Here is a 20,609-nt window from a genome sequence, read left to right as displayed (position 1 = left end):
ATCGATATTGTGATGTTTAACCAAGGATTATGCTTACCACCACTGACAGAAGGCAAGGTTTGTTTATATAGAAGGAGCTGCTTCATGCAACGCGTTCACACCCCTGTTCTCCCCTCTCGCGGATACAGTATCGGCGCCGCCCTTATCGCGGTCGCGCTTTGGAGCGTGGCGCCGCTGCTGGCGGAGATGGCGCATACGTCGACACCGCTGCAGTTGACCGCGCTGACACTTTTGGCCGGGGCGCTTGCCACACTGCCGCTGAGCCGCAAGACCGGGGTGAGCACGTTGAGCATGGGGTGGCGCATTAGCGTGTGGATCGGCGTGCCGCTGCTCATTCTAGGCGCGGTGAGCAGCTACTTCATCGGCATGCGGCTGGCCCCGGCAGCGGAAGCCGCGCTGATCACCTACACCTGGCCGGTGCTTTTCGTACTGCTTAGCCAGTACAGCCGCTTTAAAAAGCTGCGCATCGAAGGCGTGATCGGCGCGTTGATCGCGTTCTCCGGCGCCTCGCTCCTGCTGCTACCCCAGGCGATCAGCGGCGGGCTGGGAGGTGAAGTCACCGGCTACGCGATCGCGCTGTTATCGGCGTGCTGCTGGGCGCTCTACTCCTGGTTCGGGCAAACCGCCCCGGTCGCGCTGACCCCGCTTCTACCGCGCCTTCTATTGATTGCCTGCGCTATCGCTACCAGCGCAAGCCTGGTGCTTGAAAACAACCTGACCCTGCCAAGCGGCGAAGCGCTGCTGGCCGGTATCGCACTGGGCCTTGGGCCTTACGGCATCGCCATGGTCGCCTGGGACAAGGCGCTGCGCTGGGGGCATTCGAGCCTGGTCGGCAGCCTGGCCTACGGCGTGCCGATTCTCGCCGGGTTGCTTTTGGTGTTGGCCGGCATGAGCGTACTCGACTGGCGCCTGCCCACCGCCGCCGTATTGGTCGTGGTCGGCTGTCTAAAAGCGGGCCGCTAACCCGGACTCCCTCTCTTACTCGGCGAGCCCGAAACACGCTTTTCTATCAACAAAAAAACCGCCACGACAACGTGGCGGTTTTTCGTTCTGCCCTTGAAGGGTTTTTGTCAAACGCTACGGGCGCTATCCCGGCTTATTGATCCAGATAGCGCGGCTTGGCAATCCCCTCGAGCGCGTCGAGCGGGATTTCCAGTTCTGGCTGGCCCACCGCGTAAGGAGCGATCTCATAGACGTCGAACTTCACCACCCAGTGATCCTCCATGGGCGCGACGTTGCGATGATCACTCAGCGGCCAGTTCGCGGCGAAGGTATCGTCCTGGTCGATGTCGCTCAACCAGCGCTGATGCGCCTCGCCTACCAACTGCTCGAAGGCGGCCTCGCGACCGTCGATCAGCATGTCGTCCAGGCCGACCGTGCGCGCCTGGCGCTCATCGATCACCATGAACTCGGTGGCGGGCAGACCATGCGCCTGGCCGTTGAAGTAGGTGTCGCTATTGAGTTCGATGATCAGCACGTCGTTGTAACGACCCACGACATCGGCTTCCAGCAAAACCGCGCTGGCACCGCCATCGGGCATAGGCATACCGTGGCGGTTTGCCTGCTCGAAAAAGTCGTTGGCGTAACTTGCCCAAGTGGGTGAGGACGCGCTGCCATCACCCGGTGTATTCGCGCGCTCGCTCGGGGCCAGCGCGATCAAGCGGCTGCGAAGCTCGCGAGTAAGCCCGGGGGACTTGGGGAACTCGAGCGCGGAGACGCGCACCTGGGCGCAGTTATCGCCTTGACACTCGGGCGCGACGAACTGCTTCTCCTGGGCCAGCGTTACGATGGCGTAAGGCTCGACCGGCGCGTTTGGATGACTTTGGCAGCCGGTAAGTACCAGCGCGGCCGTGGCCAGCACGCCCCCTGTAATACGTTGCATAGTAGATCCCTTTTGAGTTCTATCCTTGTAGCGCCGCTTTAACCGTCCAATAACGCCAAGCGGCCCTATAAATGTAAACGCCCTTGCCGCACAAAGCGAACAAGGGCGTTGCGGAGAGCCGATAAAGGCTATCGACGCTTAGGCTCTGTCTGAAAAGTGTCTGCGCTCGACAATACAGCGTTAAAAATGGGCTCAGAATGCTCATTTACTCGGTGTAAACTCCGCTTCTTCGCCAATTTTTGCCTTGTCTTGCCTTCGCTCGCCGGCTTTTCAGACAGACCCTAGGCGTCCGGCTGCATCTCGGTGGGCTCGGCCTCGAAGGAGAGCTCGAACAGACCGCTGCCATAGGAGCTAAACCCGCGGGCGTGCACCGTGTAGCGTCCCGGCAAAAGCGATACCTCGAGCAGCGCGTCGGTTCCACCACCGCTGTCGTCATCGGTGTAGGAAACTCCATCGCCGGTGAGCTCCAGGTAGGCGTCGAAATCCGTGGAGTCCATGGCAATCGTCACCGCCGAGCTCTCTTCCAGCTCGATCTGATAGAGCACGTCTTCGCCGCTGTACCAGCCGTTGAGCGTTTCACCAATGCCAAGGTCGCCACCATTTTGAAGCTCGACGCCATCGGGTAGTTCGCTGCTTTCTACAGAAAGCGAGAAAAGCCCGCCACTCCCGCTTTCATAAGGCGTGCGCGCGGTAATCTGATAGGTGCCCGGTGCCAAAAAGTCGCTCAACCGAGCGTCCAAACCGTCGCCGCCGTCGTCGTTTTCACGGTAGTAGCCGCTTTCATCGCTAAGCTCCAAAAACGCGTCGATAGCGTCAGAGGTCATATCGAACTGATAGATACCCGCTTCTTCGATGGTGAGCGTATACGCCAACGGCTGGTCGCTGTACCACCCGTTGAGCGTCTCACCCGGTGCGATCGGGCCATCGTTTCGAAGCTCCCCGGCTTGAAGGTCGCTGACCTCGGCGGTCAGCGTGTACATGCCGCTGCCCGAGCCGTAAGTCTGTGCCCTGACGGTATAGTCGCCGGGCGCTAGAAAGTCAGCGATCTGCGCATCGAGGTTGCCGCCGCTGTCGTCGTCTTCACGCTGGTAGCCGTCCGCGCCTTCGATGGTCAGATAAGCGTCGAAATCCTCCGAGCGCATATCGATCTGGTAAAGGCCGGCTTCCTCGATGGTGAGGGTAATGGCCTCCTCCCGACCCTGCAGCCAACGATCCGACGGCTCACCCACCGTGAGCGTATCGCTATCGCTTAGCTCGACGGTGCGCGGGTAGAGCGTGAACGGGCCGTAGCTGCTGGCGTCCTGTCCACTCACGACCACGATGTAATCGCCGGTTTCTTCAACGCGGTAGCGAAGCGTCTCGGCGCTATCCAGCAGTTGCAGCTGGTCGTCATAAAGCGAGGTCACCCCTAAAAGCGCTCCGTTCAGGCTCAGCTCGACAAGGGTGCCTTCATCGAGCGACAGCGCATAGCGCATCGAGCGGCTACCGTCCTTGCCATTGAGCTCGGCGCTTGATGTGAGCTCGCCGCGAAGGCGCTCATCGAGGGTCAAATAATCAAGCCCGCGAAGCGCCTCGGGTCCCTGCTCGGTCTTGGATGCATCGGGCTCGGGCTCGGGGTCAGGGTCGGATACAAGATCCAGCCCTGGCACGACCTGGGCGATCAAAAAGCCGGCCAGGGCGCCGCCTAAAACACCCACTGCGAGCGTTAACGAAGAACTGTTAGCCATGGGATACCCTTTTAAGACCACTATTCGAGTGCGAAATATAGTCGCATAGCTTTGCTTACATGGCACCTTACTTATAAAGCGCCCAGCCCGTTTTTTAAGAGTGGGCCAACGCCTACTCCCTTGGTGAATGAGGCGCTTTAACTGACTGATCTCACTTAAAGAGCGGTCAATTGAACTAAAATCTTAACTTGGGGTACATCTTCGCCGAATATCGCAAAGCTTGCTGAATGTAAACCAGGGCGGTAACATCTCCGGGCCTATCAGGCAACTTTCCAAAAGAATGCCGGATCGACATTAATAGCTGAGGTACTCCAATGGGAGCCCATGCAAGAACCCTAAAGAAAAGCCTATTCGCGGTTTTATTAAGCATCGCTTCAAGTAGCGCCCTGGCCCAGGGCGTCGATCTGCAGGGAGGCGAGGCCTCGTTTTATAGCGACCGTTTCCAAGGGGCGACCACCGCCAGTGGCGACTCCTTCGACCAGCAGGCGCTGACCGCCGCCCACCCAAGCCTCCCCTTTGGCAGCAAGGTACTGGTGACCCGCCCGGATACCGGCCAGGAAGTTGAGGTGCTGATCAACGACCGGGGGCCTTTCGTTCAAGGCCGAATCATCGATCTTTCCAAACGTGCCGCCCGCGAACTTGGCATTGTGCGCCGCGGCACAGCCCCGGTCATGCTCACGCTGATCAACTAGCCACTTGCAGAACTCAACGGCTAACGCACCCTCTCTCGTACGCTACCCCTTGGGTTAACCCGTTATTTTATAAAACCTTCTCGCTACAAAGCGGCCCGCGAACGGGCCGCTTTTTTTATTCATAAGCGATTGGCGAACTAGCGGCGATACTTATAGTCTTTATGTTACCTGGCTAAACGTCAGCTTTTTAAATCGCTCCATCCAGCAGGAGGCTACGATGCAGTCACGCTACTTTACATTGACCGATTACCCGCAAGGGCTACCCAGCCGCGAGCTTTTCAAGCTGGAAACCGAAGAGCTTCAACCCCTCGGCCCGGGTGAAGTGCGCATCCAAAACCACTGGCTGTCCGTCGACCCCTACATGCGCGGGCGCATGAGTGGCGTGCGCACCTACGTTGCGCCCTTCGAGCTTGGCAAGCCCATGGAAGGGGGCGCTATCGGCGAGGTCATCGAATCCAACGATGAGAAACTGAAAGCCGGCGATAAAGTCAGCCACATGGGCGGCTGGCGCGATGTGGCCCAAGTGCCCGGCGAAGGCGTTACCAAGCTGCCCGACCACGACGTTCCCGACCAGGCCTACCTGGGTGTTCTGGGCATGCCGGGCATGACCGCCTGGACCGGCCTTAACCTGATTGCCGAGTGCAAACCCGGCGACAACGTGCTGGTGAGTGCGGCCAGCGGCGCAGTGGGTTCGCTTGTCGTACAGCTCGCCAAGGCCAAGGGCTGCCACGTAGTGGGCATTGCCGGTGCGGCGCACAAGCTCGCCTGGCTCGAATCGGTGGGTGTCGAGCCGGTCAGCTACAAGGAGCGCACTGCCCAGGAACTCAGTGACGCCATTAAGCTTGCAAGCCCCGAAGGCATCGACGTCTACTTTGAAAACGTCGGCAGCACCTGCCTCGAGGCCGCGCTTGACCAGCTCAACGAAGGCGCGCGGATTGCCGTGTGCGGTATGATCGATAGCTACAACGAGCGCAAACCCGGCCACGGCCCGGGCAACCTGTTTCAGATCGTGGCGCGCAGGGCGAAAATGCAAGGCTTTATCGTGGCCGACCACTGGTCCAACTACGGCTACTTCCTCAACGAGGTGGCGCCGCACGTTGCCGAGGGCAAATTCGACTACCAGGAAACCGTGGAAGAGGGCCTCGAGCGCACACCGGACGCTTTTTTGGCACTTTTCGAAGGCGGCAATACCGGCAAAATGCTGGTCAAGCTGACCGACTAACGCCCTCTTTTTAACCACTTTTTCTTCCCGCCTGCCAAGGCCGCCGCCCTCGAGCGGCGGCCTTTTCTTGTTAAAAGAGTATTAAACTCGTTCGACCAATAGCGAATTGACGCTTAAAATACGCCCTCCTCCAACGCGCGCTAACCCATTGAGCCTATCGATGAGTGATCCTATCGATGAGTGACCCTATCGATAATTGACCCTATCGATGGGTTAGCGCACGTCAAGACGGCTAGCTGGCCTTAGTGTCCGCTAGCCCCTAAAGCGTTATCACAAGGGAATTTCATGAACGAAAAAAGACGCGCCCGCAGCCCCTGGCCTGGCCTATTGCTGGGTGTTGTACTGGGCATCGCGGGTATGGCGCTGGCCATTGGCGGTGTAAAGCTGCTCGGCCTGGGCGGTAGCGCCTACTACTTGATCGCCGGTATTAGCGTACTGGCAACCGGCTTACTGCTGGCACTGCGCAAAGGCGCCGCGCTTTGGCTTTTTGCCGCTACTTTGCTGGCCACACTGGTCTGGGCGCTTTGGGAAGTGGGCCTTGACTGGTGGCAGCTGGTACCCCGCGTGGCGATTCCCTGTTTGATCGCGATCATTATGCTGCTGCCTTGGTGGCGCAAGCCGCTCAATTCTCGCGGCGGTGGCCTGGCGCTGACGCTTGGCGTCATTGCCTGCATCGGCGTGGCCATTGCCAGCCAGTTCACCGCGCCCGGCGTTGTGGAAGGCAACCTGGCCGAGAACCGCTCGAATGGCGACATCAACCCCGCCCAAGCGGCCGGCGATGACTGGCCTGCTTATGGCGGCACCAATGCCGGCACCCATTATTCCTCGCTCGATCAGATCACGCTCGACAATATTGGCGAGCTCGAAGAGGTATGGCGCATTCAAACCGGCGACGAGCCCGGCCCCAACGCGCCCCCGGAAATCACCAACCAGAACACGCCGCTGAAGGTCAACGACGCGCTGTATATCTGCACCTCGCACAGCCGCGCCGTGGCACTCTCGCCGGAAACCGGCGAAACCCTGTGGCAGTTCGACCCCGAGATCAGCACCATGGGCGCCGAGAACTTCTCCGGCTGGGCACACATGACCTGTCGTGGACTTGCCTATTATGACGCCGCCAACTACGCCGGCGGCGAGTCTGACGAAAGCGCGACCGAGATCAGCGCAGAAGCAGCCGGCTCTTCGGAGCTTTACGCCGATGCCAGCGCCTTCGCCGTCGACGTGGCGCTGATCGAAGAACTGGCGGGCTCTACCGGCAGCGAGTCTTCCATGCTGCTTAGCCAGACCGATGTCATGTGCCCGCGCCGACTCTACTTGCCCACCGCGGATGCCCGCCTGATCGCGCTAAACGCCGACACCGGCGAGCGCTGCGCCGGGTTTGGCGACAACGGCGAGGTCGATCTGACCCGCAATATCGGCGGCTTCGATCCGGGCGGCTACTACTCCACCTCCCCGGCTACCGTGACCGAAAACCTGGTGATTCTGGGCGGCCACGTGACCGACAATAGCTCCACCGACGAGCCTTCCGGTGTGATCCGCGCCTTTGACGTGCGCACCGGCGAGCTGGTCTGGAACTGGGACAGCGGCAATCCGGAAGAGACTCAGCCGATCGCCGAGGACGAGACCTACACACGCAACTCGCCCAACGTCTGGCCGCCGATCAGCGTCGATGAAGAACTAGGACTTGTGTACCTGCCCATGGGCAATGCGACGCCGGACCAGTTCGGCGCCAACCGCACCGAGAACGACGAAACCTACAGCGCCGGTCTCGTGGCGCTGGAGCTCGATACCGGCCAGGTGGCCTGGGTCTATCAGTTCGTTCACCATGACCTTTGGGACATGGACATGCCCGCCCAGCCCGTGCTGATCGACCTGGCCACCGCGGACGGCACCCAGCCCGCGGTGATTCAGCCGACCAAGCAGGGCAGCCTTTACGTGCTCAACCGGGAGACCGGCGAGGCGATCGTGCCGATCGAGGAAATTCCCGTCCCGCAAGGCGCGGTAGAAGGCGACTGGACCGCCGAAACCCAGCCCCGCTCGGCACTGAACCTGCTGCCGGCGCCGCTCACCGAGCGCGACATGTGGGGCGCAACGCCGTTCGATCAGATGATGTGTCGTATCCGCTTCAACTCGCTACGCTACGAAGGCCAGTACACGCCGCCGTCGCTCGAGGGCAGCATCGTCTACCCGGGTAACGTGGGCGTGATGAACTGGGGCGGCGTAGCCATCGACCCGCAGCGTCAGGCACTGTTCACCGGCGCCAAGTATCTGGCCTTCGTCTCCACTTTGGTACCGCGGGACGAAATCGAAGGTCAACAGGGTTCGGCCAGCGAACAGGGCCTTCAGCCTAACGCCGGTGCACCCTACGCCGTCGAGCTCGGCCCGCTGCTGTCGATCTTCAACCTGCCCTGCCAGGCGCCCTCCTGGGGCGACGTTGCCGGTATCGACCTGCAAAGCGCCGAGGTCGTCTGGAAGCATCCCAACGGCACCACCCGGGACAGCATGCCTTTCGGCCTACCCATTGGTCTGCCGGTCGGCGTGCCGGCACTTGGCGGCCCGCTGACCACCGCCGGCGGCGTGACCTTCATGAGCGGCACGCTGGATCAGTACCTGCGCGGCTACAACCTGGAAACCGGTGAGGAGGTCTTCAAGGCCCGCCTGCCCGCCGGCGGTCAGGCCACCCCGATGACCTACACCGGCGCCGACGGCCGCCAGTACGTGGTGGTCAGCGCCGGCGGTCACGGCACCTTCGGCACCAAAATGGGGGATTACGTGATCGGCTACGCGCTGCCCGAGTAACCCCCGCCTGACCGAATGCTGCATCCGGTCGTCCTCCACCAAAACGGGCAGCCCAAGGGCTGCCCGTTTTGGTTGGCTGAACCAGTAGATGGCCAGCTTGGTGCGGTCTCGCGCTACCCTACGCGGGGGCGCTGTGAATACGTCCTTGTACGCTACTTTCGCCATCCCTGGCGAAAGACCCCCGCTACGGGCAGCCCGAGACGCGGGTGAATAGCAAGCGCTCTATACTAAAAACGGGCAGCCCCAAGGCTGCCCGTTTTCACTTTAACGACCGGCCTGGCTGACTAGAACGCAAGCTCCACGCCACCGTAAACGCTGCGCCCGGGGGCCGGCTCATAGTAGCGCCCATAGGTGCCGTTCAGGCGTACGTTGGAAAAATGCTCCCGATCGAAAATGTTTCTGAGCCCGACGAAGGCGTTGAGCCGCGAGCGCTCGTCGAGCTGCCAGCCGTCACCCACCCGCAGGTTCACCAGCCAGTAGCTGTCCGCCTCGACCTCGTTGGCGTTATCCGCTTTTAAGTCGCCGATGTACTCGGTCTCGAGGGTGGCAAACCGCTCGTTCGCGCCCTCCCAGGTCAACTGGCTGATCCAGGTCTGCTCCGGCAGGCCCGGGATACGGTTACCGTCGAAGCGCTCGGAAGGCGTGGCAAACTCATCGAAGGTGTAGCGGGCAAGCGTGAGCGCGCTGTCCACGCGCCACTGGTCAAAAAACTGCCAGCCAAGCGAGAGCTCCATGCCGTCGCGGTCGGTATTACCGGCGTTTTGGTAGAACGTGCGCCCGCCCTCGTCATAAGGCACTAGCTCATCACGCACGCGCACCGAAAACAGCGCCAAGTCGTAATCCAGCGCCAGCGGGGCTACGTAGCCGCGCAGGCCCACTTCGCGATTCCAGGATTTTTGCGGCTCTACGCTTGGGTTGAAGCCGCCGCCGCCGGCGGGGTTAGCGAACTCGGCAAAGGTGGGCGTCTCGAACGCCGTGCCGGTATTGATGTACGCCTGATGCTGCGGGCGGTAGCGGTAGCTAAGCCCGGCGGAGCCGCTCCACTCGTTGAAGGTCTGGTCGCCGCTTTGGTCGCCATCGGCGAGAAAACGATCATCCACCTCGAGCTTGACCCGATCGAAGCGCGCGCCCAGCGAAAGCGTCAGCGCCTCCGAAAGGCCCAGATCGCCCTGGGCGAACACGCCGGTCGAGGTCGCGGTCTGCTTTTCATCATTGACCTGCTCGCCGACCGCACCACTTGAACCGACGTCGTTACGAAAGCGGTCGTCCTTTTGGCGGGCAGCGTCCACGCCGACGATGTAATCCAGCGGCAACGCGCCAAGCCCCACGGAGTGGTGGTACTCGGTGCTCACCCCCATGTAGTCGCGCTCGTAGCCCAGGCGGCTGTCACCCACGTAGGGAAGCTGCTGCTCGAAATCGCGCTGGGCGTAAAAGCCCTTGATGTAGAGCTCGCCCGGGCCTGCGCTCAGGTCTTCGTACTGCAAACCGACCATCTGCTGGTCCACGTTCTGGTGGGCGTCCAGCGCATTCGAATTCGGCGCGGCCTGGTCGCGGCCACGGGCCACCTCAGAGGCGTTGAGCGCCCCCGGGTCTTCCGAGCGCGGGTTTTCCAGCAGGTTGACAATGGCAGTCAGCGCGCGGTCGCTGCCCAGTTCCCGGCGCAGCTTGGCGTTGAGCAGGTACTTTTCGGTGGAGCTCTGCTCGCGGTAGCCGTCCACATTCAGCCCGGAAAGACTCACGTGGTGCGACCAGTCGCCGTTTTGGCCACCGTTTTGCAGCGAAAGCTTCTGGTAGCCGTCGCTACCCGCCTCGACGCGCACGCTCGAACCCGGGTTGGTCCGGCCATCGGCGGTGGTGATATCGATCACCCCGCCGGCGGCGTTGCCGTAAAGCACGGATGAGGGCCCGCGAATGACTTCGATACGCTCGGCACTGTCCAGGTCGATGGCATCGAGCTGGGCCTGGCCGTCGGGCAGCGTGTAGGGAATGCCGTCGACTCGTACGGTAATACCCCGCACGCCAAACGGAGCGCGCGCACCAAAGCCGCGAATGGCGATGCGCTGGCCCTGGGCGAAGTTATCGCGGTTTTGCACGAACACCCCGGGCACGCGAACGAGGGACTCGTCCAGGCGTACGCGCTGCTGCCCGCGGCTGATCTCGTCACCCTCCAGCGTTGAAACCGCAGCGGGGGTGGCGTAAAGCTCCCGCGAAAGGCGCGGGGCACTCACTTCAAGCGTAGGGAGCGCGGTGACCTCCGATGCGGGGGCCTGGGCCAGGGAGGGGCTCGTGGCCACGGCGCTTGCAAGCATAACGGAGGAGGACAACAGCTTATTCATGGCATCTCATCGTGGTCGTACGGTAAAAAGGCAAACCCTTACGAAAAGGTAGCGCTTATTGTAAACCGAGACTGCGCTTTGAAAGAAACCGGCAAGATCACATAAAAATTAACGCAAAATATTCGCTGGGCCGAGCAGCGGTCACTACACTTGTGCAGGTAGCCAGGTAACAAGCCGCTATTTTTTTACAAGCACAGGTTGATAAGCACAGGAGGCTTACCATGGCATTGACCGCCACAGACCCCATCAAGATGCTGTTCGCTATACTACTGCCCCCGCTGGGCGTGTTTCTCGAAGTCGGATTCAAAGGTCACTTCTGGCTGAACATTCTGCTCACCCTGTTCGGCTTCATTCCAGGCATCATCCACGCCTTTTACGTGATATTGAAGTACTGACCCGCCCCGTTTAAACGTATCAAACGACAAGGGCGCCTTTCGGCGCCCTTGTCGTTTTCAAGCCTATGAGCTTGTCACGTCCGTTCCGGCGCAGGCACCTCCAAGGCCTGAGGTTCCTCGTGAAGCGTCTGGCCTTCGCTGCGCGCTATCAGCGTCGTACCCGCTAAATCGCCGGTGACGTTCAGCGCGGTCGCGCCCATGCCCACCAGCGCATCGATGGCAGTCAAAAGCCCCACCACCTCGATCGGAAGCCCCACCTGGGTGAACACCGTCGAGATCATGATGATGCCCGCGCCGGGCACCCCGGCGGTGCCGATCGACACCAGCGTACCGATCAGAACGATCTGCACCATGCTGGCGAAGTCGAGCGGCGCACCGATTACGTTGGCGGCAAACACCGCGGAAATCGCGATGCGAATGGCCGCGCCATCCATGTTCATGGTGGCGCCCAGCGGCAAGCTAAAGCCGTAAATGCTTTTCGAAACGCCCAGCCGATGCGCCGCGTTCACGGTCAGCGGCAGCGTGCCGGAACTGCTTTGGGTGGCAAACGCCGTGGCCATGGGGGTTCGCGCCTCGCGGAAAAACGTGCCAAGACGCACACCGAAAAGGCGCATCGCCACGCAGTAAAGGGCGAGCTGCACGGCAAGCGCAATGTAGAGCACCACGACCATATCGCCTAGCGCCAGTAGCGTATCGAGCCCCTGCTGGCTCACGGTGCCCGCCACGATGGCAAAGACGCCAATCGGCACGTAGTGTAAAAATCCTGCCATCACCTTGAGGGTGACCTCGTTCAGCGCCTCGATCACCCCGTAAAGGCGCTCACCCATCGCTTGCTGGCTCGATGACTGACGCATTTTCAAAAGCGCGATGCCAAACACCAGCGCGGTAAAAATAATGCCCAGCATGTTCAATTCGGTGAAGGCGCCAAACATGTTGTTGGGCACGATATTCAGTAGGGCATCCACCACCCCGGGGTTATCCGGCACGGAGAAACTCATGTTCTCCTCGGGCGTGGTATTACTGCCGGGGCTGAAAAGCGACGCAACGGTCAAACCCACGATGATCGCCAGCGCCGACGAGGCCAGATAATAGAGCAGCACCTTGCCGCCGATTCGCCCAACGCTACCCTCCTGGGACTGATTGATCCCGACCATCAGGGTGAACAGCACGATCGGTACGATCAGAAAGGTCAGAAGGCGCAGCAGCAGATCGCCCAGCGGTGCCAACCACCCCGCCAGCGTCTCGCCGCCGAAAAGGCCCACCGCAACCCCTAACACCAGCGCAATGCTGACGCGCAAAATCAGCGAGGTGCGCATATAGCCGTGTAACAACGCTTTCATAATCCCTGCCTCGGTAAAAAGAGTGTTTGGGTGGGTGCCCAGCCAAATGCCGCCTTATATGGCGTTCGCCTACGCCCAACACAACCCTGCCCGCCCCTTTAGCGGCCCACGGCCTGGCAGCGAGTATAGACACTATCGACTAACGCGCCGTTAGCCAATCACCCAGGGCGGTGTCTTGCGCCGCGTAGTACACCAGGCGCAGGTGGCGGTCTTCGTCGATCGTGAGCGAAATATGGTCAACGTCCACCGCCCCAAGTGGCGCTACCTGCAGATGGCGCACGCCCAGGCAGGGCCCCTGGATATCCTGACCTGGCCACAAGGCCCTGAAATCCGCATCCACTTGCTCGAGCGTTTCGACCAGCGCGTTGATCGCCGGGTCGCGAGGAGCACGGGCCATATCACGCTTGAAGCTGGCGAGCATTTGGCGCGCCTGATCCTGCCAGGGGCAGAAAAGTGCGCGTACCGCGACATCGGTAAACAAAAGCCAGAGAAGATTACGCGCCGGCCCCTCGTGGCGCGAAAACCCAAACAGCGCATCGGCGGCCGGGTTATAGGCCAGCACGTCCCAGCGCAGGTTGAGCACGTAGGCCGGGCGATGGGTTAAATCCTCCAGCAAGCGATGTACCAAAGGCGGCACCTGACACCAGGTTTTGCCGGGCTCAGAGGGCAGGCGCTGGTGGGCCAGTAAAAAAAGGTGGCGCCGCTCGGTCGCATCGAGCTTGAAAATACGCGCCAGCCGCTCGAGAAAATCGCTCGAGGCGCGGATATCGCGCCCCTGCTCCAGCCAGGTGTACCAGGTCAGCCCCACGCCAGCAAGGGCTGCGACTTCCTCCCGGCGAAGCCCGGGCGTGCGCCGCCGTGGCCCGCTTGGCAGGCCCACGTCCTGTGGCGTTATCTGCTCGCGGCGGCTCTTGAGGAACTCGCCAAGTTCCGGGTGACGGCGTTGTAGCGAACGGGTCTCGGCCACGCTGTTGCCTTTAGTAATAGCATAAAGAGTTAAATTGTACCCCTTTAAAGAGCTCGCCAAAATAGCGCCGTTCACGACCACCGCGTTATATGGAGAGCTCAATGACCCCCTCTTATCGACTATCCCTTTACCTGATCGCCCTGGGCGCGTTTGCCCTGGGCATGGCCTCTTACGTGACGGCGGGGCTGATACCACTGATCACCCAAAAGTTTGACGTATCCGATGCGGCAGCCGCGCAGCTGGTGACCGCCTTTACCCTGGCCTACGGGCTGGGCTCGCCGCTGGTGGTGGCGCTGCTACCCGGGCGCTGGCAGCGCGAAGGGCTCGTTAGCGCACTGGCCGTTTTTACGCTAGCCAATGCACTAAGCGCGCTGGCCGAAAGTTTTACCGCGCTACTGGTATGGCGGGGCGTTGCCGGCGCGGCGGCCGGGGTTTATCTGGCGATGGGGATCGCGGCGGCGGCAGCGCTTGCACCCGATACGCAGCGCGGCAAGGCGATTGCCGTCATCATGGGCGGCATGGCAAGCGGCACGGTGCTGGGCGTGCCGCTAAGTCTTGTACTGGCAAACCAATTGGGGTGGCAATTCGCGCTCTGGCTCATCACCGCACTCGGCGCCATTGCCTGGGCCGGGCTCTATTTCAAGCTACCCACACTTGCGACCCCGAACGTCGTCTCGCTCGTGCGCAAACTCGCCCTTTTGAAACACCCCACCACCCTGGCCATCCTGGCCGTTTCGCTGATGGCGGCGACCGCGAGCCTTGGCATGTATACCTTTATCGCGCCCTTTTTGGCCGCCCCCGCCTTTGGCGAGGTCTCCTCCATCACGCTCTATCTTTGGGTATGGGGCCTGGGGGGCATCGCCGGCAGCTTTCTGGTGGGGCCGCTGGCCGACAAGTACCGCGAGGCTAACGTCACACTGGTGATCATGCTGCTATTAACCATCGCGCTTTTGGCGTTTCCCCTTGCGGCCTCGCAGCACCCCTGGCTTGCCCTGGCCCCCATTGCGTTATGGGGCGCGGTGGGCTGGGCGCTACAGGTACCGCAGAACAATCAGCTCATGACGGTAAGAGAGCCCACCGGTGACGCCAACCTCGCGGTGGCGCTCAACGAATCCGCCTTGTATCTGGGAAGTGCTATCGGAGCGGCGCTTGGCGGGCTGCTACTCTCCCATGCGCTACCGCTTTGGCTACTGGCGGTAAGCGCCGCCGCCATTGCCGGAGCGGGCGCGCTATTGCAGCTGTTCGTTCGCCGCCGCACGGCTTGAAGGGGGCCGACCAGTCATAAATACCCGTCATAAACAGAGAGGCGTGAGACCAAGTGTCACAGCAGGGATTATAAAATATTTGCAGAAAGGCTTTGACGCGTCGGTCGAATCATGACACTGTGTCGTCAGTTGGTTAGCAAGCAGCATGGTTTCAGAAGCGTACGATCTTTTCGGCAGCCTGATAGTGTATTCCTTGTTTCACCCGCTACTTCCTCTGGGTAATACCAGGAACTTTACGACAGCGCATTTGCGCGAAAGGATTTAAAAATGGCAACTGGCACAGTTAAATGGTTTAACGACACTAAAGGTTTCGGTTTCATCGCTCCTTCTGACGGTGGCGACGACCTTTTTGCACACTTCTCCGAAATTCAAGCCGACGGCTTCAAAACCCTGCAAGAAGGCGCTAGCGTCTCTTTCGACGTTACCCAGGGTAAGAAAGGCCTTCAGGCTTCTAACATCAAGCAGACTTCTTAATCGTTTAGATTAACTGCTTGAGCGGATTTCGATCCGCCCCCTCAAGGCCCGCTTATGCGGGCCTTGTTGCGTTTGGGGTTACCCAAATGCTGTCTAAAAAGCCGTAAGCGCGTACTTTTCAGACAGCATCGGTTCTCAGCCTTCCTTTACCCACTTGATCACACGCACATCGACCGTGACGGTGAGTGTCTCTAACGCCTGTGCCCGCGTACGCCCTTCCACGCTTGCGCGGTAAAGATGCGGGGTCATGGCCAGCAAGTCGCCGATCGCGCTTTGATCTTCGAGCGTCACCGAGTAGCGAATCGTCTCGACGCCGCGGGTGTTGAACCCGGCCGGCGTTTCAGGCTCGCCTTCGCGCTCGGGCTTGAGACGCGGGTAGATAATATCGCGTAGCTCGCGAAGATGATCCGGCCCCGCTTCCACCTGCAGCCATACCCCGCCGGGTACCAGCACGCGGGAAAACTCCGGGACCACGGGAAAGCCGAACATGCACAACAGCCGGTCGATGGTGCCATCCTGCAGGGGCAGATTCGCGTTACTCCCCACCAACCAGCCGCTTTTATCATCGCCCCGGCTCTGTTTGGCCGCTTGAAGCACCGCCCACTTGGAAATATCGAGCCCGACGCGCTCGAGCGCCACCTCCCCGGCCGAGGCCGCCAGCGCACGCAGGTAATAGCCTTCGCCGCAGCCGGCGTCCAGGCAGCGCAGCGGCTCGTTAGACACGCCCTCGAACACCGCCGCGCTCACCGCATCGGCAATGCCCTGATAATACCCCGCACTTAGAAAACGCTGGCGCGCCGCCACCATGGCCTTGCTGTCGCCGGGGTCGGTGGAGCGCTTTTGCTGTACCGGCAGCAGGTTCACGTGGCCCTGTTTGGCGATATCGAAACTGTGCCCCGCCGGGCAGCGCAGAGCGCCCTCATGGCGGGTGAGCGGATGGCCATCGAGCGGGCAGGCCAGCGATTCGAACGGGGTGGTTAACATGAAGGCTCTTGAGGGCAGAACGTCGAGGGCGGCACATCAACCAGGCGAGCGCATGACCAGCACGATGCCCAGCAAAATGACACCGCCCCCCAACAGGAAATGGATACTCAGCGTTTCATCGAGCAGTAGCGTACCAAAAATCACCCCAAAAAGCGGCGCCAGAAACGAGAAGATACCCAACTGCGATGCCCGGTAGCGGCGCAGCAGTGAAAACCACGTGCTGGCAGGCTATCCGCTCACCTCGCGCCTCTCCTACTCCCTGATACGGCCAACGAGTGGCGAGCCCCCACCCGCGGTGGCCCAATTTTGCGAGTGGCTCTTTGCCCAGGCCGCCCTGCTTGAGCCACCGCCACCTTAACCCTGGCCCATCGCGGCCTAGCGGGCGTAGTGCTGAAACAAGCCGTGCTGCCACTGGCGCACCGCCAGCACCGAGGTCGTGCCAAAGCGCTGGGTGATGGGCAGCGCCTGCTCGCGCTCGCACAGCGCGTGAAACTCCTTGGCCAAACGCTGCATGATTTGCTGCCATTCGCTGTTGCCCGCCCGGGAAAGCAGCCCGTTGAGCACCAAAAGCTTTTCGCTTTCGCTGTTAAAGCGCGAGCGAAAGAACTCGTTGGCAATATGTTGCTGAAAAAACTGCTGGATCGGCCCGTTCGGGCGCCAGTGAAAGTGCGGCGCGACCCGGCGTTTGATGCGATTGCCCGGCAGCAGCTCGATCACCCCCAACCGCTCCAGACTCAAAAGATGGCGCGTACACTGCGCTTCGCTTAGCTGGTACTGGCGGTGTATATCGGTAAAGCTATAACCGTTGAGCACGCATACCGCGACCAAAAAGAGCTCCTGATCGTCGGCGATACACTGCTCCTGGGCGTGACTTAGCGCCTGCAAGCGGTGGGTATCCGCCTGCATGGTCTGGACCAGCTCGCTCAATTCGAGCGTCAGGTGCTCACAGATACACTCGAGCCGCGCCAGGGTGATATGGCGCTCGGCGAAAAGCCGTTTGACCGACGCCTCGCTAAGCGAAAGCCACCCGGCAACATCGGCATAGGTTTTCCCCTGGGCGCGCAATTCACGCTTCAAGGCATCGATCAGCGAGGCGGTTTGTGACATGACAGGCTCTCCTTGAGTATCTTATAACGATACTTAAGCGCGCACATAACGCAACCTGGGGTTAAAAGGTTGCGCAATACGCACCCATAAAGGACAGTTCGATGACTTCGAGACGACAAGGCTGATTTCCCAATGCAACGAGTACTGCAAACAAAAAATGCCTGGCCCTACCTGGTCGCGATTTTTCTCAACGCTTTTGTCGACCTCGGTCACAAGATCGTCATTCAGAATACGCTGTTCAAAAGCTTTGAGGGCACCACCCAAATTGCCCTGACCGCGCTGGTGAATGGCTTGATTCTATTGCCGTTCATCCTGCTCTTCACCCCGGCCGGGCATGCGGCGAACGCCTTTCCCAAAGTGCGGGTTCTGCGCCTCTCGGCCTGGGGGGCGGTGGCCGTAGCATTAGGAATTACCGCCGCCTACTACGCCGGGCTTTTCTGGCTGGCGTTTGCCATGACGCTCTTACTGGCCATTCAGTCCGCGTTTTACTCGCCGGCCAAGTATGGCCTGATAAAAGGGCTTTTCGGCAAGCAGCGCCTGGCCGAAGCCAACGGCGTGGTCCAGGCGATCACCATCACGGCCATTCTGACCGGTACCGTGGCGTTTACGGCGCTGTTCGAGCGGTGGGCCAGCGCCAGCGCCAGCCCGGGGCAGATGCTCACCAGCGTTGCCCCGCTTGGCTGGCTTTTGGTGGTCAATAGCGTAATACAGGCGCTGCTGCTCTACCGCCTGCCGCTGGACCCACCGGTCGAGCCAGCCAACGAAGACGAGGCCCAGCGCCCCATGGGCGGGCGCACCCGCTGGCGCAACCTGAAGGTCGTGGCCCGCCAGCCGGTACTTCGGCTCTCGATCATTGGCCTCGCCACGTTCTGGTCGGTCGGCCAGGTACTGCTTGCCGCGTTTCCCGCCTACGCCAAGGGCGCGCTGAATATCGACAACACTCTGGTACTGCAGGGCATATTGGCCGCCAGCGGCGTCGGTATCGCGCTGGGCTCGATGCTGGCCAGCCGTTTTTCGCGCAACCGTATCGAAACCGGGCTGATTCCGGTGGGCGCGCTTGGCGTGGCGCTGGGCCTTGGCTGCCTGCCGCTACTGTCTACGCCGCTGAGCCAGGCGCTCAACTTCGTATTTATCGGCACCATGGGCGGGCTTTTTATCGTGCCGCTGAACGCGCTGATTCAGTTTCACGCCGACGAGCGCGAGCTTGGCACCGTGCTGGCCGCCAACAACTGGTTTCAAAACCTGGCCATGCTGGGCTTTTTGATCATCACCGCACTGATGGCACTGGCCGGTTTCGACAGCCGCTACCTGCTGCTATTGATTGCCGCCGTCGCGCTTTTGGGCGGCGCCTATACCGTGGTGAAACTGCCCCAGAGCCTGGTACGCTTCGTGCTGAGCTTTCTGCTCACTCGCCACTACCGCGTGCGGGTTCAGGGCCTGGAGAACATGCCCTCCCAGGGCGGTGTACTGCTGCTGGGTAACCATATTAGTTGGGTGGACTGGGCGATCGTCCAGATCGCCTCCCCCCGCCCGGTGCGCTTTGTGATGCTTAAAAGCGTGTACGAGCTCTGGTACCTGCGCGGCTTTTTGAAAGCGCTGGGCTGCATTCCGATCGAGCGCGGCGAAAACGCCAGCAAGTCGCTGGAGCGCGTTGCCGAGCAGCTCAATGCCGGCGAGGTCGTCTGTCTTTTTCCGGAAGGCGCCATTAGCCGCACCGGCCAGCTGGGCGAGTTTCGTCGCGGCTATCAGCGCGCCTGCGAAATGGCCAATCCGGACGTCAAAATCGTGCCGTTTTACCTGCGCGGGCTATGGGGCAGCCAATTCTCACGCTCATCAAAAAAGCTGAAAACCTTACGAAGCGCCCCCCTCCACCGCTCGGTGATCGTCGCCTTCGGCGAGGGGCTTTCAAAGGATACCCCCGCAGACGTGCTCAAACGGCGTATTTTCGATCAGGCGACCCGCTCCTGGCAGCACGCCGTGGAGGAGTTCGCTACCCTGCCCGATGCTTGGATTCAAAGCGTCAAGCGCCGCCCGGGCGAACTTGCCCTGACCGACACCTCGCGCCGCACACTGACCGCCGCCCAGGCGCTTGGCGAAAGCGCGATGCTCGCCAGGCGGTTAAAAAAGCAGGCTTTGGCAACACCGTTAGGGCTTTTACTACCCAGCAGCAATGAGGGCGTGCTGACCACCATGGCTGCGCTGATGGCGAATAAAACTGCGGTCCACCTCGACGCCAGGGCCGGTCAACAGGCACTCGCCCACCAGCTTGGCCAAGCGGGTATCACCACGGTCGTCACCTCCCGCGCGTTTGCCGGGGAACTTGCCCAGCGCGGACACCCGATAACGACGCTATTGGCCGGCATCGACATCGTCTATTTGGAGGATCTAAAAGCCGGCCGGGGCGAGCGCGCGCTCACCTGGCTTGGCGTACGCCTGCTTCCCACCGGCGCGCTGCGCCGTTTACTCAGCCGCGCACACCGCCCGGACGCCACGGCGGTCATTGTCTTCAAGTTAGAGCGCACCGGCACGTTCAAGGGCATCCAACTGAGCCACCGCAATCTGATGGCCAACGTCGGCCAGATCTCCGATGCGCTCAATACCGAGCACAACGATGTCATGATGGCGCCTTTGCCACCGCATCAGGCCTACGGCTTGACCGCGACGCAGTTACTCGCGCTGGTGGAAGGATTGCCGCTGGTGTGCCACCCGGACCCGGAAGACGCCGTCGGCATTGCCAAAGCCGTAGCCAAACACCAGGCGACGATTCTTTGCACCAACGCCGCCTTTTTGCAAAGGCTTACGCAAAACGACGATGTGCATCCGCTCATGCTGGACAGCCTGCGCCTGGTGGTGGCGGGCGGCGACACCGTTACCCCGGAGCTGCGCGACGCTTTCGAGCGTAAATTTCGCAAGCTGATTCTGGAGGGCTACGGCGTAACGGAAACGGCGCCGGTGGCCACGGCCAACCTGCCCGACACGCTGGATACCAACTACCTGCAGGTACAGCGCGGCGCCAAGGTAGGCAGCGTCGGCATGCCGCTACCCGGCACCAGCATCAAGATCGTCGACGCCGAGAGCCTCGAAGAGAAGGCCACCGGTGAAACCGGCACCATACTCATCAGCGGCCCCCAAGTCATGCAGGGCTACCTGAACGACGAAGCCGGCACCGCCCGGGCGTTTCACGAACAGGGCGGCCACACCTGGCTTGTCACCGGGGACAGCGGCTACCTGGACGAAGACGGTTTCTTGACGCTTGCAGAGTCGAACGACTCTTCGCCTTCAGAATGAGCCACGTGTGTATCAATACTTTTCTTCACCGGTGGGAAGGACATTTCCCCATGGAATGCCCAGCAGCACTGAACTAGATTAATGTATTCTAATTTGGGCGCCGCCCAACGATCATCGGCAACACAAGGAGA

16 protein-coding genes are annotated in these 20,609 nt (G+C 61.0%); 8 read left to right on the top strand and 8 right to left on the bottom strand.

Features of this window, described 5'->3' with window-relative positions; translation table 11 throughout:
- Window positions 1-84: 84 nt before the first annotated feature.
- Window positions 85-963: a DMT family transporter gene (locus ACWFVE_RS03735; RefSeq protein WP_447527948.1), complete on the top strand. Its 879-nt coding sequence runs from the start codon at window positions 85-87 to the stop codon at window positions 961-963.
- A gap of 133 nt (window positions 964-1,096) precedes the next feature.
- Here the strand turns inward: ACWFVE_RS03735 and ACWFVE_RS03730 are convergent, their stop codons facing one another.
- Both ACWFVE_RS03730 and ACWFVE_RS03725 read right to left on the bottom strand, forming a co-directional pair.
- Window positions 1,097-1,882 carry an RsiV family protein gene (locus ACWFVE_RS03730; protein WP_447527947.1) on the bottom strand — a complete coding sequence of 262 codons (786 nt, stop codon included), beginning with the start codon at window positions 1,880-1,882 and terminating at the stop codon, window positions 1,097-1,099.
- A gap of 281 nt (window positions 1,883-2,163) precedes the next feature.
- Entirely contained in the window at window positions 2,164-3,609 is a 1,446-nt protein-coding gene (locus tag ACWFVE_RS03725) for a hypothetical protein (RefSeq protein ID WP_447527946.1), read from the bottom strand.
- Window positions 3,610-3,923: 314 nt separating this feature from the next.
- Here ACWFVE_RS03725 and ACWFVE_RS03720 point away from each other — a divergent pair, with 314 nt between their 5' ends.
- The 3 genes from ACWFVE_RS03720 to ACWFVE_RS03710 all read left to right on the top strand — a co-directional run bounded on the left by ACWFVE_RS03720 (window position 3,924) and on the right by ACWFVE_RS03710 (window position 8,322).
- Window positions 3,924-4,301, top strand: a complete 378-nt coding sequence (locus ACWFVE_RS03720) for a septal ring lytic transglycosylase RlpA family protein (RefSeq protein ID WP_447527945.1) — start codon at window positions 3,924-3,926, stop codon at window positions 4,299-4,301.
- A gap of 217 nt (window positions 4,302-4,518) precedes the next feature.
- Complete coding sequence (locus ACWFVE_RS03715; RefSeq protein WP_447527944.1) at window positions 4,519-5,523, top strand: NADP-dependent oxidoreductase; 1,005 nt, start codon at window positions 4,519-4,521, stop codon at window positions 5,521-5,523.
- 285 nt (window positions 5,524-5,808) lie between these two features.
- The gene (locus ACWFVE_RS03710; protein ID WP_447527943.1) at window positions 5,809-8,322 is read left to right on the top strand and encodes a glucose/quinate/shikimate family membrane-bound PQQ-dependent dehydrogenase; all 2,514 of its coding nucleotides are present in this window, start codon (window positions 5,809-5,811) and stop codon (window positions 8,320-8,322) included.
- A gap of 284 nt (window positions 8,323-8,606) precedes the next feature.
- Here ACWFVE_RS03710 and ACWFVE_RS03705 read toward each other — a convergent pair whose 3' ends face one another.
- A complete protein-coding gene (locus ACWFVE_RS03705; RefSeq protein WP_447527942.1) occupies window positions 8,607-10,658 on the bottom strand; it encodes a TonB-dependent receptor family protein in 2,052 nt (683 codons plus the stop codon).
- A 221-nt stretch (window positions 10,659-10,879) separates the two neighbouring features.
- Between ACWFVE_RS03705 and ACWFVE_RS03700 the strand changes: the two genes are divergently transcribed.
- Window positions 10,880-11,053 (top strand): YqaE/Pmp3 family membrane protein, encoded by a 174-nt coding sequence (locus ACWFVE_RS03700; RefSeq protein WP_447527941.1) that lies wholly within the window; start codon window positions 10,880-10,882, stop codon window positions 11,051-11,053.
- 74 nt (window positions 11,054-11,127) lie between these two features.
- On the opposite strand, the gene ACWFVE_RS03695 is transcribed toward ACWFVE_RS03700, so the two are convergent.
- The gene (locus tag ACWFVE_RS03695; protein WP_447527940.1) at window positions 11,128-12,393 is read right to left on the bottom strand and encodes a dicarboxylate/amino acid:cation symporter; all 1,266 of its coding nucleotides are present in this window, start codon (window positions 12,391-12,393) and stop codon (window positions 11,128-11,130) included.
- Between the two features lie 139 nt (window positions 12,394-12,532).
- Window positions 12,533-13,360, bottom strand: a complete 828-nt coding sequence (locus ACWFVE_RS03690; protein WP_447527939.1) for a helix-turn-helix transcriptional regulator — start codon at window positions 13,358-13,360, stop codon at window positions 12,533-12,535.
- Window positions 13,361-13,461: 101 nt separating this feature from the next.
- Between ACWFVE_RS03690 and ACWFVE_RS03685 the strand changes: the two genes are divergently transcribed.
- Both ACWFVE_RS03685 and ACWFVE_RS03680 read left to right on the top strand, forming a co-directional pair.
- Window positions 13,462-14,625 carry an MFS transporter gene (locus ACWFVE_RS03685; protein WP_447527938.1) on the top strand — a complete coding sequence of 388 codons (1,164 nt, stop codon included), beginning with the start codon at window positions 13,462-13,464 and terminating at the stop codon, window positions 14,623-14,625.
- A 267-nt stretch (window positions 14,626-14,892) separates the two neighbouring features.
- On the top strand, window positions 14,893-15,099 hold the full coding sequence (locus tag ACWFVE_RS03680) for a cold-shock protein (RefSeq protein ID WP_447527937.1): 207 nt from the start codon (window positions 14,893-14,895) through the stop codon (window positions 15,097-15,099).
- Window positions 15,100-15,234: 135 nt separating this feature from the next.
- Here the strand turns inward: ACWFVE_RS03680 and ACWFVE_RS03675 are convergent, their stop codons facing one another.
- From ACWFVE_RS03675 to ACWFVE_RS03665, 3 genes are all read right to left on the bottom strand, one after another.
- A complete protein-coding gene (locus tag ACWFVE_RS03675) occupies window positions 15,235-16,083 on the bottom strand; it encodes a putative RNA methyltransferase (protein WP_447527936.1) in 849 nt (282 codons plus the stop codon).
- Window positions 16,084-16,119: 36 nt separating this feature from the next.
- Window positions 16,120-16,290, bottom strand: a complete 171-nt coding sequence (locus ACWFVE_RS03670; protein ID WP_447530496.1) for an EamA family transporter — start codon at window positions 16,288-16,290, stop codon at window positions 16,120-16,122.
- Window positions 16,291-16,458: 168 nt separating this feature from the next.
- Window positions 16,459-17,190, bottom strand: a complete 732-nt coding sequence (locus ACWFVE_RS03665; protein ID WP_447527935.1) for an XRE family transcriptional regulator — start codon at window positions 17,188-17,190, stop codon at window positions 16,459-16,461.
- Between the two features lie 132 nt (window positions 17,191-17,322).
- On the opposite strand from ACWFVE_RS03665, the gene ACWFVE_RS03660 reads away from it, so the two are divergent.
- On the top strand, window positions 17,323-20,478 hold the full coding sequence (locus ACWFVE_RS03660; RefSeq protein ID WP_447527934.1) for an MFS transporter: 3,156 nt from the start codon (window positions 17,323-17,325) through the stop codon (window positions 20,476-20,478).
- The last annotated feature ends 131 nt before the right edge of the window (window positions 20,479-20,609 follow it).

This window comes from Vreelandella mediterranea, from assembly GCF_970647075.1.
The sequence above is the reverse complement of the archived record's forward strand: the minus strand, read 5'-3'. Positions and strand labels throughout refer to the sequence as shown.

Coding starts and splice junctions, on each gene's coding strand:
- ACWFVE_RS03660 (WP_447527934.1), top strand. CDS start 17,323: ATGCAACGAGTACTGCAAACAAAAAATGCCTGGCCCTACCTGGTCGCG.
- ACWFVE_RS03665 (WP_447527935.1), bottom strand. CDS start 17,190: ATGTCACAAACCGCCTCGCTGATCGATGCCTTGAAGCGTGAATTGCGC.
- ACWFVE_RS03735 (WP_447527948.1), top strand. CDS start 85: ATGCAACGCGTTCACACCCCTGTTCTCCCCTCTCGCGGATACAGTATC.
- ACWFVE_RS03720 (WP_447527945.1), top strand. CDS start 3,924: ATGGGAGCCCATGCAAGAACCCTAAAGAAAAGCCTATTCGCGGTTTTA.
- ACWFVE_RS03685 (WP_447527938.1), top strand. CDS start 13,462: ATGACCCCCTCTTATCGACTATCCCTTTACCTGATCGCCCTGGGCGCG.
- ACWFVE_RS03695 (WP_447527940.1), bottom strand. CDS start 12,393: ATGAAAGCGTTGTTACACGGCTATATGCGCACCTCGCTGATTTTGCGC.
- ACWFVE_RS03705 (WP_447527942.1), bottom strand. CDS start 10,658: ATGAATAAGCTGTTGTCCTCCTCCGTTATGCTTGCAAGCGCCGTGGCC.
- ACWFVE_RS03730 (WP_447527947.1), bottom strand. CDS start 1,882: ATGCAACGTATTACAGGGGGCGTGCTGGCCACGGCCGCGCTGGTACTT.
- ACWFVE_RS03715 (WP_447527944.1), top strand. CDS start 4,519: ATGCAGTCACGCTACTTTACATTGACCGATTACCCGCAAGGGCTACCC.
- ACWFVE_RS03680 (WP_447527937.1), top strand. CDS start 14,893: ATGGCAACTGGCACAGTTAAATGGTTTAACGACACTAAAGGTTTCGGT.
- ACWFVE_RS03700 (WP_447527941.1), top strand. CDS start 10,880: ATGGCATTGACCGCCACAGACCCCATCAAGATGCTGTTCGCTATACTA.
- ACWFVE_RS03675 (WP_447527936.1), bottom strand. CDS start 16,083: ATGTTAACCACCCCGTTCGAATCGCTGGCCTGCCCGCTCGATGGCCAT.
- ACWFVE_RS03710 (WP_447527943.1), top strand. CDS start 5,809: ATGAACGAAAAAAGACGCGCCCGCAGCCCCTGGCCTGGCCTATTGCTG.
- ACWFVE_RS03725 (WP_447527946.1), bottom strand. CDS start 3,609: ATGGCTAACAGTTCTTCGTTAACGCTCGCAGTGGGTGTTTTAGGCGGC.